Below are 15,582 nucleotides of genomic sequence, written 5' to 3' on the forward strand. Positions count from 1 at the left end.
TTCTATTTTTATTTTCACAAATGAACGTATACAGACAGGTTTCATCTTTCGCCGAAAAAATACAAAAATATACAACATTTTCAAAAACTATACGTTTATTAGCGATAAATTCACACTGTATTTACAATCTATCATTAAACTAACGTTGAAAGTAAAAATACAGAGAGAGAAGTGAATGAATTTGTCAAATAAAGGCGTAAAAAAGGATAATAAGAAAAATCAAAAGTCGAAAATACCGATTCTATTATTAACAACACTATTAACTACACAAGGTGCCTATTCCGCTTCTGCAGCAACTGATCATTCTGCAATTGAACCAAAACCGGGAGCTTACGGATACTATGTAGACGTATATGGCAGTAATGAAAGTTCAAACATGACCCCTGAGACAAACTCCTCTATTGGTGTCCTCTCGAAGTTTTTAGACATTTGGCAGCCGGGAGATTCATGGGATAACGGAACAGTGTTAAATGAGAGTGTACATAAACATAATATCGATACTTCTATCTCCATTACAAAAAACCGCACAGAAGCGGAAGCAAAAGATGCTTACTTAAGTGATCGCCGCAATCAAAACTATAGTGTAATCACAGGTCTTGGGCCTTATGCAGATAATTTTAAAGCAGGGTCTAACGCTGGAACAACGATTCCAGATGAAATTCCTCAAGATGCGACAAGTGTGAAATATGAAGACGGCGGAAACAGCAACGGCAATTGGGCAGATACTGATTCCAGTCTTGGAAGTATGGTAAACCTGATTAATACAATCCGCTGGACAGGAGCTTCTACCTCTTCAGCAAAAGCTTACTATAGCTATAAACGCCCGTTCCGTTGGAGTGAAGATGTAAGCATACTGCCAACACTTGTTCCCGCTAAAAAGGACGACCCATCTAGTGATGGCGGTTTTCCAAGCGGACATACAAATGCAGCATATTTAGCATCATACGGACTTGCTTATGCAGTGCCAGAACGCTTTGAAGAAATGATGACAAGAGCATCAGAGCTTGGCAACAGCCGAATCGTAGCTGGAATGCATTCACCACTGGATGTAATCGGCGGCCGAGTGATGTCAACAGCTGTCGCAGCTGCAGCACTGAATGATCCTGCGAACAAAAGTGTAAAAGACGCAGCATACAAACAAGCACATGAAGTGCTACTAACACAAGAAGGCACTTCATATGATGCTTACAGTGATTACGAAACAAATAAACAAAACTATACAAAGCGTCTTACTTACGGATTCCAACAAATTGGCGACACAACAAAGCCAATGGTAGTGCCAAAGGGTGCTGAAGTATTGCTTGAAACTCGCTTCCCATATTTAGATGACATGCAACGCCGCTGGGTGCTGTATACAACAGGCTTGCCATCTGGTTACCCTGTTTTAGACGACAGTGAAGGCTGGGGCCGTTTGAATCTTTTTGCAGCAGCAGGAGGATATGATGCATTTGAAACAGATGTTAATGTAACGATGGACAGCTCTCTTGGCGGCTTCAATGCTGCTGACAGCTGGAAAAATGATATCTCTGGAACAGGCAGTCTAACGAAGGATGGAACAGGAGCCTTAACATTAACAGGCAACAATACATATACCGGTGGAACAGTATTGGAAGAAGGTTCCCTTATCGCAAACTCAAGCACAGCTTTTGGTGCTGGTGAAGTTGTTAATAACGGCGGTACAATGAATGAAAATATAACTGGCAGTATCACAATCGGAGAAGGCTTTACCCAAACAGATAGTGGTACACTTGAATTAAACATTGGCAGCAAGGAAGAAGTTTTGAAAATTGACGGAGAAGCAGCGTTTGGCGGTACATTGAAGCTAAACTTTACTGATGGCTATGTACCTGCAGCAGATGCAGATATTATCAGCTACAGCACTTTAGCGAGTGACAGCAAATTTGCTTCTGTAGAAATAACAGGACTTCCTGAAAACTATCAAATCGTTTATGGGGAAAATGCACTTCAAGTTTCAGCTGAAAAAGAAGAACCAGAAGAAGACAACACTCCTGAAGTTCCTTCTAATCCAGATGAAACAGTTGATAACGACGAAGAAAATAACAGTAATAACCCAGCACCAGTAGATTCAGACAATAATAACGAAGAAAATACAGAGGATAACAATGATAATATAAATAAGGAGGACAAGGAAGAAGCAGCACCTGTTACTGGCAGCAGCAACGAAAATGTGAACAATTCGGGCAAAACAGCAGACACAAATTCTGTGAAAAACCCGCAAACAGGGGATAATACGAATATTTTCCTATATGTAGGCACATTATTAGCATCAGCAGTAGCAGCTTCCATTGTATTCTGGAAGCGAAAAATGAAACGAGCAAACCAATAATTAATTACAACACTGCTCCCCTAAAGAATTAGCTTTATGGGAGCATCTTTCATTTAAAGCAGTAAAGGTGGAGTGAATTTGACGATCATTGAGCAAAAAAAATCCAATTGGCTGCAGCAAATCGTGCTTATTCTTTCAATCGGTGTCTTTCTTTTTAGCCTATTTAAGATTGGTCATATTGTGTACGGCTATGTGAAAAATGATAAGATAATGGCAGAAATTCAAGAAGTGTATCACAAAGACACAAGCACGACAAGTAAGGCAGCAGATCCACTTGAAAGCATGACAGAAATCAATGAAGATATTATCGGGTGGCTGACGTTAGATGATACAAAAATAGATTATCCGATTTTACAAAGCACGGATAATGAATACTATTTGAATCGGAATTATAAAAAAGAAGAGTCAAAAGCAGGAAGTATTTTTATGGATTATCGAAACAAGCAAGGCGCAGACAATCTTCATACCATCATCTATGGTCATGAAATGAAAAATGGGTCAATGTTTGGCGAGTTAGAGAAATTATTAGATGAAGACTTTTTTTCCAAGCACCATACCTTCCAGTATAAAACGAAGGCCGGAAACTACGAAGTCGAAATTTTCTCTGTTTATGCAACAACCACCGAATTCGATTATTTAAAAACAGAGTTTTCTACAGATGAACAATACAAGGATTTCCTGCAAACTATTTCAGTAAAATCTGCGTTTCCAACAAACGTAGAATTAAATGAACAAGACCAGATTATCACATTATCAACATGCAGCAATCTGTCAGACCCGAATGAAGGCAGATTTGTTGTTCATGGGAAAATAACAGAGATACAATAGCTTTTTAAAAACAGGGAAATAAGGTGAGGAAAATAGAGGAAATTCGATTAGATATGTGTAGCACATACCCTATTAGCACGAAATGGATTAATGGGCAAATAACAAGAGATGGTGCTTTGCTGCTAATAGAAACACCTCAGGAGGAAATAGATTTTTCCCTTTCTAATCAAGATTGATAACATTAATAAAAGACGGAAACGTAAGAAAAATAGAATTAAAAAATATACCGATTTCTCCGACAGATGCAGATATTTTTTCGGACGGCTCCCTTTTACTTGTCCAAGGCAGATGCAGCACAGACGGAGCAAAAATGGAACCAAACGCCCAAATATATAATCTGGAAGGACAATTAATGGATACATTCCTTCTCGGTGACGGTATTAGTCAAGTGCAGATAGACGAAACTGACACCATTTGGGTAAGTTATTTTGATGAAGGTATCTTTGGAGCAATTGACGATCTCGAGCCAATGGGCGCAGACGGACTTGCCGCCTATTCAAAAAGCGGACAGAAATTATGGGGAGCAAAAGAATATGAAATGGCAGATTGCTATGCCATGAATATCGTAAGCTCTAAAGAAGTTAACTTTTACTACTATGATCAATATAAGCTCGTTCAGCTCAAAGACTTTATGGAAACGGCATGCTATGTAGTAGAGGGGGATGATACATTTCAGCAATTCCTATTTGACCAACAAGACTTGCTTGTAGAAATTGATTGTGATACGTTGATGCGCTATAACATTAGCAATCAAACGATTATTCCGGCTGGTAACGTAACTTTTGTTGATGACAAGGGTAAACGTATCAGCGGACATGTTTTAATGCGTGGTAAACTGCTTTATGTTTTTTGAAAAGATAGGTTATATAAGAAGGAGTTTTTATAAAGAGAGGTCCTTTAAGAAAAGGCTCAACTATCACGTTGAGCCTTTTAACTAGTTTTGATATTTATAATAATCCTGAGAGTGGTAGCTTCTAAAACCACATGATTGATAGAGTTTAAGCGCATGGGCGTTTTTCGCTTCTACTTCGAGAAAGATGGGTAAACCTTTTTGACTTTCCATCTTTATTATCCTTGATAAAGCCTTTCTGCCGATACCTTTGCCTTGAAGCTCAGGAAATATCGCTAACCCATAAATCCAAGCTTCTCCGTTTGATTCCGCTACCCTCATTTTTCCTGCTGTTGTTCCATTTACTTCAATGATATAGTGCTGCTCTGTGTTACTTTCCTTCAAATGGTTATTATATTCACGGGCTTCTTTTTCTTCCAATCCGAATGCCAGAATATCAAGCTGTACCTCTGCTTCCAAATCTGCTGGAGAATCAGATGGCCTCAGAACTACTCCGTCATCTAATGATAACTCCGTATTTTGCCACATCATTTGGTATTCTGACATAAAAAAGGAACAAGATTGGTTTCTTAAGAAATCTTTGGCTGATTGAGATTCTGAAGGAGCATTTAATAAGATGGTATGAACATTGCGGCGCTTTAAGTCTTTCATACACTCTGTTAATAGTGTAGAAAATATCCCCTTCCGTCGATAACTCGGATGAACCATGCCGCAAATTTCAACTTTATTACCAAAACCATAACTGCCAAGAAATCCGACCAGCTTGTCTTTTTCGTAATGAAAATAGTCTTCCTTTGTGTTACCAGATCTGTTCTCAAGCATATCAAAATTTAGCTTGAGCTGACATGTATCAATACTTTCGCAAATTTCTTGGAGAGCCTTAATAGCCTTTAACTCTTCATTAGTTAACATATTTCTAACACCTTTCACCTGAAAGTTGCCCTAATTTTCAGGAATTTATTTACATATATATTATCATAAAGAGTAAATCAAGGATGCTATATTTGTTTTCGTGTAAAATAATAAAAAAGGCTAGTAAGGAGATTACTTTATGAAAATAAAAACAACGTCCACATGGGATCAGGAGCTTTGGGAGGATGCCGGGCCACTTTATGCAGAGGCATTTGGTGAAAAGGGAGCAAAGCCAGTTAAAATCATTCAAAATATGCTCACCAAAGGGATTGCCGAGCTTTATATCGGTTATAACGAATCGAAGGCAATTGCCATGGCGCTCGTTGGTAAGCTTAATCAAGAGCAGATCATGATTATTGATTATTTGGCCGTATCAGAAAAAGAACGTAATCAAGGGATTGGCAGACAATTTGTTGAGTATTTAAAGCAAAAGGCTGGGGCAGATGGAATTAAGACCTTCATTATTGAGGCGGAGTCAGCGGAAACAGCAGATAATCGAAAAAGAATAGAATTTTGGCAATCATGCGGCTTTCTTACTACTGATTATATTCACACGTACATTTGGGTACCGGAAAAATACAAGGCACTGTATATACCTCTTGCTGGCATGCAACAGATAACTGGAGAAGAATTATTTACATATATTAATAAATTTCACAGATTGTCTTTTCTTGAAAAGAAAAATGATGGGGCTGATTAAATTCAGTCCTATTTTTTATTCCTATATAGGAATCTGTTCTTATTTTTCGCTGTTTTCATCGAGTATCCTTCTGTGAAACCGATATATACTTTGTTCATCTTTAATAAGCTTACTGGAGAGAATTACTCCCTTATTAAAGATTATCTATATTATAGGGGGGATACTTTTGAAGATTTTTTTACCAATCATCGCGCTGATGAACCGACTTAAATATATACAAAAATTTGCTGTAATCGGCGGGATTTTAGGGATACCAATTTTAATTATGAGCTTTATGCTGTTAAGCACAACGAATAAGGAAATCGACACTATTCAAAAAAGACAAGTAGGTACGGAGTATAATACTCTGTTGAAGGATTTCCTGCAGGATGTTCAGCAGCACCGCGCTATTTCCGTAAGTGTCATTAGCGGCGATTCTTCAGACAAGCCTAAGCTAGAAGAAAAGCAAGCGGAAATTCAAGAAGACATTGCAAACATGGATGCATTTGTAAAAGGAACAGGCAGTTCTATCCAAGTGTCAGATCAATGGGCAGAAATGAAACAACAGTGGAATACACTTCAATCAGATGTTGAGAGCCTGAAGTTACAGGAAGCAACAAGCAGGCATATTGATTATTTAGGCAATATTTTAGATTTTATGGTCGAGGTTGGGGACCAATCAGAATTATTCTTAGCGAAAGCACCAGAAAATTACTACATTATTAACGATGTAACAACTACATTGCCTAATTTGACAGAACATCTTGGGCAAATCCGAGCTGTTGGGATGAGTATTGCCGCAGAACAAAAAATCACCGATGACCAAAAAATTCAATTAGTTTCCTTATATGCCTCTGTTCAGAATTCACTTGAACTGCTTGAGCACGGGAAAGCTATCATTTTTACTAATAAGCCATCTCTAGAAAACAGTCTAGGTGAGGCAAGTCAAAGTACATTAGAAGAAACAAATAAATTCTTAGAGTTTGTGCAAAAAGAATTTAGTACTAATACTTCTATTACTGTTAATACGGATGAGTTTTATAATATGGCAACAGCAACAATCGACACTAGCTTTAAACTGTATGAGCTGGAAACAAAAGCATTGAACAGCATAATGACCCAGCAGGCTAAAGACTTGAAGCTTACTAAAGCGGCCATTATTGCAGTAGTTGTGCTGATATTTATTTTGACCATTTATATTTTTGTAGGATTCTATCTGTCTATTAGCAGCACAGTCCAAAAATTAAAAGCAGTAACTATACATGTTGCAGATGGGGACCTAGAAACAGAGCTCGATTTACAGACGAAAGATGAAATGAAGGATGTTGAGACTGCCTTTAATGACATGATCCAAAATCTGCGCTCCCTTATTCATCATATTAAAAGCAGTGCCGAGCATCTCGCTTCTTCTAGTGCCGAGCTGAGTGCAAGTGCAGAACAAACAAGCAGAGCATCTGAACAAATAACGCTTACTGTACAAGATGTTGCTGCTGGAACGGAAAAGCAGGTAGAAAGTGTTAATGACAGTTCAACAGTAGTGAACGAAGTATCTGCAGGAATACAACAAGTAGCAGCAAACGCACAAAGTGTAACAGTAACAGCAGCAAACGCCTCGACTAATGCAGCAGACGGAGAACAGGCGATACAAGTAGCTGTAAACCAAATGAATTCTATTAATCATTCTGTTAATGACGCAGCATTAGTAGTTAAAGAGTTAGGCGCTAGAAGCTTGCAGATTGGCGAAATCGTTGATGTTATTACCAATATTGCTGGCCAGACTAACCTGCTTGCCCTTAATGCAGCAATAGAGGCAGCGAGAGCAGGACAGCATGGCCAAGGATTTGCTGTTGTAGCTGATGAAGTGCGCAAGCTTGCAGAGCAGTCTGCCTCTTCCGCACAGCAAATTGGCCAGCTGATTACTTCTATCCAGAAAGAAACAGAAAAAGCAGTCCAAACGATGAATGCAGCAACAGCAGAAGTAACAGACGGAATCACCGCTATTTCTACTGCAGGCAACTCTTTTGCTGAAATTAAAGGGTCAGTTAGTGAGGTAGCCGAACAAATTGGCCAAGTATCTGCAGCAGCACAGCAAATGCTAGTAGGAGCAGAACAAGTAGTTGGCTCTATTGAGGTAATCTCCGAAATTGCCCAAGTATCTTCTGAAGGCACACAAAATATTTCATCCATTACGGAGGAACAATTAGCTTCCATGGAAGAAATTGAGGCTTCAAGCATCACTCTATCTCGTTTAGCAGAAGAGCTGCAAGAAACGGTAAGTAAATTTAAAGTATAAAGAAAGCACAAAACGGCTGTTATCTGCAGCCGTTTTATTATTTAAGAGAGCACCAAATCGAATCATAAGACATCCACACAGTATTTGCGTATAATATAAAGCGGAGGTGCTACACATGACAGACAATGCTATACCAATAAGATTTGCTGTACTTCTAGGATTATTAGAGGGGCGCGAACCAATGCCAAAAGATGTTGGTATCGTTTCTCCTGAAGAGTTTAATGCAGAAGTAGAAAGAATGGAAAACGAAGGTATTATAGCAAACGTAAAATACGCAAGAGGCGCACATGGCGAAGTGCTCGTTGTATTCTTAAAGGAAGCAGTAGTGACGCCCCGCGGCAATGCATACATAGATGAATTAATGAGACGTTATTCCTAAAGACAATCGATTAATTCCGATTGTCTTTTTTAATAGCTTGGATGCAAAGAACATAATAGATTCGTGTATAATGAATCAAAGCATACCTATTAAGTAACAGGGGGACTTCTTTTGAATTATATTTTAGATCATGTCGGAATTGCTGTACGAAGCATAGACGATGCATTGCCTTTTTACCTGGATGTATTAAACGGAAGCCTGGAGGACCGTTACACAAGTGACGCCAAAGGAGTGGAGGTGCATGTCGCAGTAGTCAAAACCGCAGACAAAATCATTGAATTACTAGAACCGACAACAAAGGAATCGCCAATGGCACGTTTTATAAAGCAGCGAGGCAAAGGGGTGCATCACCTTGCATATCGTGTCGATAACCTAGATGATGCCATCCAAGAAGCACGCCAAAAAGGCATCCGTTTTCTGGAGGGCACACGGAGAGTAAACTTACGTGGAAGACGGCTAATCTATCTGAACCCAGCTTCGACGAATGGAACATTAATTGAGCTGTGTGATTATTTAGATAGTTAATTTGGATAGAGGCGTTAGTGCCTCTATCCTTTTTGATTGCCAGTATTAAGATTCTGGTATGATTGTAACAGCTACAGTGCGAGTAGGTTCACTATTATCGTTGTTTAATGAGGTGTTATAGTATTTAACCATTAATTCATTGAGTTCTTGTTGAAATCCATGAAAGGCCTGTGTATCAAGCTTCATTTCGACAAAAGAAAAGGTCGGATCCTCCGCATTGCCATTTTCCTCTGATTTTGTTAAATAGCTCTGATATTGATTTAGGAGGAAGAGCTGATAGTAAGAAAAATAAGTTATCTTGTCATCCTTAGAAGTTTCTTTCCATTCACTTGGACTTAATTTTGCTTCCTCTCCGTTTAATGCATAATATTTTTCTACGACAGATCGGACTTTTTTTTCCTTCACAATTCGAATAATTCCTGCATCCAGCAATACTTGAATATGCCGGTACAGCGTTGCCTGAGGCACGTCTTTAATCATTTTCACCATCTCTAACGGTGTTAATCCATTTTCACCACTTCTCATTAAAGCCTGTGAAATTTTGATTCTTACTGGGTGTATTAATGCATCCGCTTTATTTACCATAACCTGCTCCAATCTGTACGTGATATATTCACCATTTTGATAATGTTATCATTATAAAGAATAATAATAAAAACGACAATAAAAATGGAAAAATAGTGCAATATTTAAAAACTTATGTTATCGTTATCAATAATGATAATAAAAATATATAAGGAGGAGTAAGATTTTGAATCTTCATTATGGATTAAATGATATAAAGGATTTTGATTTTTTCTCGATTTTGCCTATTGTATTGCCGTTCGTTTTTATAAACTTTATCCTAATTGCTATTGCCTTAATCGATTTATATCGTAACCGAGTAAACCGGCAACATTTATTAATTTGGACACTACTCATTATATTTATTAACCTATTCGGTCCAATCCTTTATTTTGTATTAAGTAGAAAGGAGACTAACAGAGTATGAAATTAGAAATTAAAAATATAACAAAGAATTTTAATAACAAAACAGCTGTCCATAACTTTTCTATGGAAGTGCAAGCTGGGGAATGTGTGGGTTTAATCGGGCCAAACGGAGCTGGTAAATCAACCTTAATTAAAATCATTTCAGATATTATTCATCCAAGTTCGGGAGCAGTATTTCTTAATGGAAAGAAAATTACGGATATGAAAAAGGAAATCGGTTATTTGCCTCAATATCCAAATTTCTTTCCATGGATGACAGCATTTGAAACACTGATGTTTATGGGAGAGCTGTCAGGAATGAAAAAAGAGGCGTTAAAAAAAGAGATACCGCTCCTTTTAACTAAAGTTGGCTTAAAGGAAGACCGCAACGCTCGGGTTAGAACATTTTCCGGCGGCATGAAACAAAGATTGGGAATTGCCCAAGCTTTGCTGCATAAACCTTCTCTTATTGTTATGGATGAACCTGTATCCTCATTAGATCCCATTGGCAGAAGAGAGGTAATCAATATCATTCAAGCTATCAAAAAAGACACCACCATTCTTTTGTCGACACATATCTTAAACGATGCAGAAGATATCTGTGAAAGATTTGTGATTATTAAGGATGGCCAAAAGATTGAAGATACTAAAAAAGAAGCTTTATTGAATAAGCACAGCCGCAATAGTATCTTAATGGAAATAACTTCTGCAAGTCTCAGCTGGCTGGAGATTGTGAAAGGTTTGGATTATGTTAAAGGTGCAGAGGCAGTCGGTACTACTGTGAAAATCGAAGTGGATAATATTCTCGTCAATAAAAATATGCTATTAGCAAGTGCATTAGAAAATAATGTAGATATTTTAAAATTTGAAGTAGATAACGATACACTAGAAGAAATATTCCTTAAGCTGGTGGTGTAATGATGAATAATGTTGCGATATTATCAAAAAAAGAATTTGTTCAAATGATTCGTGATTTCAAAATAGTTTGGTTCCCGCTTGTGTTTATCCTTTTAGGAATGATGCAACCGGTCCTCAGCTACTACTTGCCTGCTCTATTAAAAGCCATGGGAGGAGATCAAGGAATAACGATTGACCCGAGCTTTTTTGAACAGCTAAAAGGGGGAGAGGTGCTAGCGACTACACTTGAGTCACAGTTTGATCAATTAGGGCTATTAATTATCGTCATTTCCTTAATGGGTGCCGTGCAATCTGACAAAGCAAATGGCATGTTAGCCTTTATTTTGACAAGACCAGTCAGTGTGTCTCAATACATTGGCGCAAAGGTCCTCTCTAATTATTGGTTTGTTGCAGCGTGTGTCGCAATAGGATACCTCGCCTCATATGCATATGTGAACCTTTTATTTTCCAATGTCAGCTTTGCTGATATGTTATTAGCACTGCTGTTTTATTTAGTATGGGTATTATTCATTATTTCCTTTACGACCATGTTTAGCACGTTATTTAACAATCAAGGTATTATTGCATTACTGTCTATTGTTCTTTTATTATTATGCAGATCTCTCGTTGGCATTAATTCTTTTGTAGATCTAATTAACCCAGCAATGATGAGTGCACATGCTGTTGAAATCCTTATGACAGGAATCATCCATTCTAAATTAACAGCAAACTTATTCATTACCTTGATTTTATGTTTTGCAGCAATACTGATATCGAAAGATTGGATTGCAAAGAAGAAATACGACAATTCTTAATTTTTACAGGAGTAAAAACTAAAATAAGAACAGTATCGATGAAAAAAACACTTATCAAAAATCCTCCTTTACTAAAAGAGATTATGATAAGTGTTTTTCATTCTATTATTCTAATATTCTTTACAATGTTTTAACTAAAATACTAGCAATGATAACAGATGCGACCGTTACTGTTGTAAATCCTCCGATCAGCATCGGCGGTGATAATTCATTTAACAGTCGTTTTTCCTCTTCTTCATTTCGTCCAACACTGCGGCTTACTTCCTGGCATAAAATATAATCAGCAGGGAAGCCAAACATCGCCGTCAATGCAAGCGACATCCCTTTATAAGGGTGCCATTTTACTAGTTTTGATACAATGAACCCACCTGCAAGAATGCCTATTTCACCGATAATGATTATGGTTAGAACCTGTGGAATAAAATGCAGGAACTCTGTAAGACTTACTTTACTCATGGAAGCAATAACAATAAATATTGTACCTAATACAGCGATACTAGATGCTTTTGCTTTATCCATGATGTTTTCATTGTAGAAGTTTACTTTCGTGCCTATAACACCGATGAATAAACACCAGATTGTTCCGCTTATCCCCGTAAGTTCTCCAAGTACTGTTCCAAGCGATGCTCCTACGAACAACTTAAACAATAAAATATTGGCCGTGTTAAATTCATATTTCTTTCTTACCTTAGGTTTGCTGACTGCTTCTGCACCATGATGCAAAGGAACCTCTGCGGCTGCAGCAATATAAGAACTTGAATCCGTTTGATCCCATTTAGCACGCAGAATTAATGCGTATTTACGAAGAAACATTGATGCCACTGGTAATCCAAATAACTTATGTATGGCGAGTACTAGCGCCGGTATTGCGACTAAATATTCATATCCAGCTGCATTTAATGCATCAGAGGTAACAATAAAAGCAACAATTCCACCTACTAACGGTCCTGTACCAGCTACAGCAGTCTCATAACCAAAGAGCATTGTAATTACAGGAAGTACAAATACTAACGCAACTAACGCTCCACCTAAGGCGATCAATACAGACCGATACTGTTTACCCATTAAGGTAAGCGGGATTAGTGTTCCTAAGTGAACAACGAGAGGACCTGTCAGTAACGTACCCATTGTGCTAAAAGAAGATGTATCTACGATGTCTTCAGGGAATATCCCTGTCCAAATTAAAATAAGAAAGCCCATTATGGCAATAAGCAGCATTGGCACGCGTGCTCGTGTTAAGATGGAAACAATTTCGCCAATCGCTATTAATGCAAGCACTAACATGGCTGCATATACTGGTTCGTTAATAGTCATATAAATCCTCCTAAAGTTCATGTCATGGTGAGTAATAATACAAAATTAAAAATTTTCAGAAATAAAAAGTTAAAAAAATCCATCTCCTTTCTGTAAAAGCCGATCTTCAAATATTAAATTCTGACTTTTCCTATGATAGTGAATAGTTTGTATACAAATTAATATTTTTATTTATATCATATATCGTTACGAAATGTAATAGTTCTTTTGCAAAATATTTATTATTTAATGAAATATGTTTTGTTTTATTACTATATGAAAACTCTGTTCTTTTTTATTTACTATTAAATTTCTATATGGTTAAATACACTCAATAACGTTTTTCGAAAATAATAGAAACAAAAGGAAAGAGAGGTATGATAAATTTGTCTTCCAATTATAGCGTTCCAAATTTAGTGCTCGATGAAATAGATAAAACCATCTTATCTATGCTGCATGAGAACAGCCGCATTTCTTACACAGATATCGCAAAAGAAGTTGATTTATCAAGGGTTGCTGTGCAAATGCGTATTAACAACCTAACAGAGAAAGGCGTAATCGAAAAATTTACAACGGTGATTAATCCAACTAAAATCGGTATTCATGTATCTGCGTTTTTTAATGTAGAGGTAGAGCCCCAGCATTTAGAAGAAGTAGCAGCAAAGCTTGCTGAAGAACATTCTGTTACTAGCTTGTATCATATGACAGGACCTAGTAAATTACATATGCATGGTATCTTTGGTGATAATCAAGAAATGGAAAAGTTTTTGACCGAAAAACTTTATCCGCTAAAAGGAGTAGTTAGTGTCGATTGCCAAATTCTGATTAAAAGATACAAAAGCAGAATGGGAATGAAACTGTAAAAAGGGGAATGATATCCCCTTTAAATACACTAAATACAAAGAGGATTTCGTTAAATTTATATAATTTAATCGACATACACATAAAAAGGATATCCTCCTAATCAGGACACCCTTTTACTAGTTTGCTAGCTTTTAACTGCTAAATCATTTAACATACCAACATATTTTTTAACTTCGCCAGATTTGCTTTTAATGGCGCTTATCGTCATCCATTGCTGGTACAGTTCACCGTTTTTACGCTTATTGCAAATTTCCCCTTCCCAGTAGCCTTTTTGTTTAATCATATTCCACATATGCTGATAAAAAACGTCATCATGTTTTCCTGACTGCAGGATATTTGGATTTTTGCCGATTACCTCGTCTTTTGAGTAACCAGTTAATGTGGAGAATGATAGATTAATATCCTCGATAATTCCATGAGGATTAGTAATTAAAATAGCTTCCTTCGTTTCATTGATGATTTGTTTTTCAATGAAAAGATTATCCTTATAAAATAGCCATACTACAATAACAAAGCTGACTAAGGCAAATTCTGAAATAGCCATAAATCCAATTGAATAGTGACCAGTTGCATTAAGAACAAACGACAGAACAAGCGGCGGGAAGAAGCCGCCTAAACCACCCATTGCCGACACAATTCCGTTTACGATGCCAGCTTGTTTCGAAAAATAAAGCGGCACTAGCTTGAATATCGTTCCATTTCCTATCCCAGCAGATAACGCGATTGTCAATACACCAACAGAATAGAGACCAATGGACGGGGAGAATGAAAGGAGCACGCCTGAAAATGCCAGCCCAAGAAATACAATCATTAATATTTTGTATGGATTAAATCTATCTGCTAACCACCCGCCAGTTGGACGCATCAAAGTTGCTAAAACAATGAAGCCTGCTGTCCGTAACCCTGCGTCAACACTGTCTAATCCAAAATGGGTTGTCAAAAAGTTTGGTAAATAAACAGTAAAGGCAACAAAAGCACCGAAAGTAATGAAATAAAATAAACTAATAAACCATAGCGTAGAGTTTTTATATACGCCTTTCACTTGTTCTATTAATGAAACCGTTACTTTTCGTTCTTTACGGTCACCGAAGAAGATATTTAATGCGGCAAATACGAGCAAAAGTATTAAATATAACTGAACCGTTTGCGTCCAGCCAATTGATTTTGCCACCACTGGTGCCGCAAATGTACTGATTGCCGTACCTGCATTTCCTAAGCCGTAAATACCATTTACAAATCCATGATTTTCTTTTGGATAGTATTTAGGGATCGAGGTAACCCCAACTGAAAATACAGCTCCGCCTATACCAATAAATAATCCTCCTATAATTAAATCAGCCATTGAATCCGCTTTACTTATTAAGAAGACAGGAAGCATCAGCAGAATAAAACTAATGATATGAATGATCCTTGCACCAAACCGGTTGGTGAAATATCCGATTGGTATCCGCAATAATGATCCTAAAATAACAGGGACAGCTGTCACTAATGCCGTCTGGCCGTCTGTCAATGGAATATCCTCTTTTATGAGTGGAATGAGTGAGGATATAAGAACCCATACCATAAATCCTGCAATTAAACTTGATGTTTGGAGAAATAATTGTACGCTTCTAAGTGTACCCATTGTAAACATCCTTTCTAAAATTGTTCTTAATCATGCAAGTGTGAATTGATGAACAAAAATTCTTAATAGGAGGCCTTAAATCAGCGCTGGTACTCGCTACAATCCATAGGGTACATGATTGCCAATGAGCCTGCAATAGCGAAAATGGCATATAAAGTTTGTGAAATAATAAATAACTTACTGGGCTTTTTTTCTGAATAAACATTGTAGCATCAAGCTTTATAGCTTGATGTTTTTTGTTTTCTATCCAGGGATATTGTGAAAAAACAACATTTTATCAGCATAGTGAGCGGAAAAATCAGGGGAT

Annotated in this window: 15 protein-coding genes; 11 read left to right on the forward strand and 4 right to left on the reverse strand. The window is 37.3% G+C overall.

The window, feature by feature from the left end; genetic code table 11:
* Window positions 1-175 precede the first annotated feature (175 nt).
* From ACLIJJ_RS24000 to ACLIJJ_RS24010, 3 genes are all read left to right on the forward strand, one after another.
* Window positions 176-2,347 (forward strand): phosphatase PAP2 family protein, encoded by a 2,172-nt coding sequence (locus ACLIJJ_RS24000; protein ID WP_325169564.1) that lies wholly within the window; start codon window positions 176-178, stop codon window positions 2,345-2,347.
* A 78-nt stretch (window positions 2,348-2,425) separates the two neighbouring features.
* Window positions 2,426-3,175, forward strand: coding sequence for a class B sortase (gene srtB / locus ACLIJJ_RS24005; RefSeq protein ID WP_411411814.1), 750 nt, complete (start codon window positions 2,426-2,428; stop codon window positions 3,173-3,175).
* Between the two features lie 172 nt (window positions 3,176-3,347).
* A complete protein-coding gene (locus ACLIJJ_RS24010; RefSeq protein ID WP_411411815.1) occupies window positions 3,348-4,028 on the forward strand; it encodes a hypothetical protein in 681 nt (226 codons plus the stop codon).
* An 81-nt stretch (window positions 4,029-4,109) separates the two neighbouring features.
* On the opposite strand, the gene ACLIJJ_RS24015 is transcribed toward ACLIJJ_RS24010, so the two are convergent.
* The gene (locus ACLIJJ_RS24015) at window positions 4,110-4,937 is read right to left on the reverse strand and encodes a GNAT family N-acetyltransferase (protein WP_341080831.1); all 828 of its coding nucleotides are present in this window, start codon (window positions 4,935-4,937) and stop codon (window positions 4,110-4,112) included.
* Between the two features lie 139 nt (window positions 4,938-5,076).
* On the opposite strand from ACLIJJ_RS24015, the gene ACLIJJ_RS24020 reads away from it, so the two are divergent.
* From ACLIJJ_RS24020 to ACLIJJ_RS24035, 4 genes are all read left to right on the forward strand, one after another.
* The gene (locus tag ACLIJJ_RS24020; RefSeq protein ID WP_341080832.1) at window positions 5,077-5,637 is read left to right on the forward strand and encodes a GNAT family N-acetyltransferase; all 561 of its coding nucleotides are present in this window, start codon (window positions 5,077-5,079) and stop codon (window positions 5,635-5,637) included.
* A gap of 166 nt (window positions 5,638-5,803) precedes the next feature.
* On the forward strand, window positions 5,804-7,909 hold the full coding sequence (locus tag ACLIJJ_RS24025) for a methyl-accepting chemotaxis protein (protein WP_411411816.1): 2,106 nt from the start codon (window positions 5,804-5,806) through the stop codon (window positions 7,907-7,909).
* Between the two features lie 115 nt (window positions 7,910-8,024).
* Entirely contained in the window at window positions 8,025-8,288 is a 264-nt protein-coding gene (locus tag ACLIJJ_RS24030; protein ID WP_233315302.1) for a hypothetical protein, read from the forward strand.
* A 111-nt stretch (window positions 8,289-8,399) separates the two neighbouring features.
* Window positions 8,400-8,813 (forward strand): VOC family protein, encoded by a 414-nt coding sequence (locus ACLIJJ_RS24035; protein ID WP_411411817.1) that lies wholly within the window; start codon window positions 8,400-8,402, stop codon window positions 8,811-8,813.
* Between the two features lie 45 nt (window positions 8,814-8,858).
* Here ACLIJJ_RS24035 and ACLIJJ_RS24040 read toward each other — a convergent pair whose 3' ends face one another.
* Window positions 8,859-9,398, reverse strand: a complete 540-nt coding sequence (locus ACLIJJ_RS24040) for a helix-turn-helix domain-containing protein (RefSeq protein ID WP_411411818.1) — start codon at window positions 9,396-9,398, stop codon at window positions 8,859-8,861.
* 166 nt (window positions 9,399-9,564) lie between these two features.
* Between ACLIJJ_RS24040 and ACLIJJ_RS24045 the strand changes: the two genes are divergently transcribed.
* The 3 genes from ACLIJJ_RS24045 to ACLIJJ_RS24055 are packed head-to-tail and all read left to right on the forward strand — an operon-like array spanning window position 9,565 to window position 11,494.
* Window positions 9,565-9,804 (forward strand): PLD nuclease N-terminal domain-containing protein, encoded by a 240-nt coding sequence (locus tag ACLIJJ_RS24045; protein ID WP_411411819.1) that lies wholly within the window; start codon window positions 9,565-9,567, stop codon window positions 9,802-9,804.
* Window positions 9,801-10,700: an ABC transporter ATP-binding protein gene (locus ACLIJJ_RS24050; RefSeq protein ID WP_411411820.1), complete on the forward strand. Its 900-nt coding sequence runs from the start codon at window positions 9,801-9,803 to the stop codon at window positions 10,698-10,700. The genes ACLIJJ_RS24045 and ACLIJJ_RS24050 overlap by 4 nt, the downstream gene beginning before the upstream one ends.
* Before the next feature lie 2 nt (window positions 10,701-10,702).
* Window positions 10,703-11,494 carry an ABC transporter permease gene (locus ACLIJJ_RS24055; RefSeq protein WP_411411835.1) on the forward strand — a complete coding sequence of 264 codons (792 nt, stop codon included), beginning with the start codon at window positions 10,703-10,705 and terminating at the stop codon, window positions 11,492-11,494.
* A gap of 120 nt (window positions 11,495-11,614) precedes the next feature.
* Here ACLIJJ_RS24055 and ACLIJJ_RS24060 read toward each other — a convergent pair whose 3' ends face one another.
* Complete coding sequence (locus tag ACLIJJ_RS24060; RefSeq protein ID WP_411411821.1) at window positions 11,615-12,808, reverse strand: hypothetical protein; 1,194 nt, start codon at window positions 12,806-12,808, stop codon at window positions 11,615-11,617.
* 356 nt (window positions 12,809-13,164) lie between these two features.
* On the opposite strand from ACLIJJ_RS24060, the gene chrS reads away from it, so the two are divergent.
* A complete protein-coding gene (gene chrS / locus ACLIJJ_RS24065; RefSeq protein ID WP_396953803.1) occupies window positions 13,165-13,650 on the forward strand; it encodes a chromate efflux transcriptional regulator ChrS in 486 nt (161 codons plus the stop codon).
* Between the two features lie 125 nt (window positions 13,651-13,775).
* Here chrS and ACLIJJ_RS24070 read toward each other — a convergent pair whose 3' ends face one another.
* Window positions 13,776-15,275, reverse strand: a complete 1,500-nt coding sequence (locus ACLIJJ_RS24070) for a nitrate/nitrite transporter (RefSeq protein WP_237942695.1) — start codon at window positions 15,273-15,275, stop codon at window positions 13,776-13,778.
* Between the last annotated feature and the right edge of the window lie 307 nt (window positions 15,276-15,582).

It is taken from the genome of Niallia laureatilytica (assembly GCF_046613985.1).
Classification (GTDB): domain Bacteria; phylum Bacillota; class Bacilli; order Bacillales; family Cytobacillaceae; genus Niallia.

Bases quoted from the DNA above. Each gene is read 5' to 3' on its own strand.
- ACLIJJ_RS24020 (WP_341080832.1), top strand. From the start codon at position 5,077: ATGAAAATAAAAACAACGTCCACATGGGATCAGGAGCTTTGGGAGGAT.
- ACLIJJ_RS24050 (WP_411411820.1), top strand. From the start codon at position 9,801: ATGAAATTAGAAATTAAAAATATAACAAAGAATTTTAATAACAAAACA.
- ACLIJJ_RS24055 (WP_411411835.1), top strand. From the start codon at position 10,703: ATGAATAATGTTGCGATATTATCAAAAAAAGAATTTGTTCAAATGATT.
- ACLIJJ_RS24030 (WP_233315302.1), top strand. From the start codon at position 8,025: ATGACAGACAATGCTATACCAATAAGATTTGCTGTACTTCTAGGATTA.
- ACLIJJ_RS24040 (WP_411411818.1), bottom strand. From the start codon at position 9,398: ATGGTAAATAAAGCGGATGCATTAATACACCCAGTAAGAATCAAAATT.
- ACLIJJ_RS24060 (WP_411411821.1), bottom strand. From the start codon at position 12,808: ATGACTATTAACGAACCAGTATATGCAGCCATGTTAGTGCTTGCATTA.
- ACLIJJ_RS24070 (WP_237942695.1), bottom strand. From the start codon at position 15,275: ATGGGTACACTTAGAAGCGTACAATTATTTCTCCAAACATCAAGTTTA.
- chrS (WP_396953803.1), top strand. From the start codon at position 13,165: ATGATAAATTTGTCTTCCAATTATAGCGTTCCAAATTTAGTGCTCGAT.
- ACLIJJ_RS24000 (WP_325169564.1), top strand. From the start codon at position 176: ATGAATTTGTCAAATAAAGGCGTAAAAAAGGATAATAAGAAAAATCAA.
- ACLIJJ_RS24015 (WP_341080831.1), bottom strand. From the start codon at position 4,937: ATGTTAACTAATGAAGAGTTAAAGGCTATTAAGGCTCTCCAAGAAATT.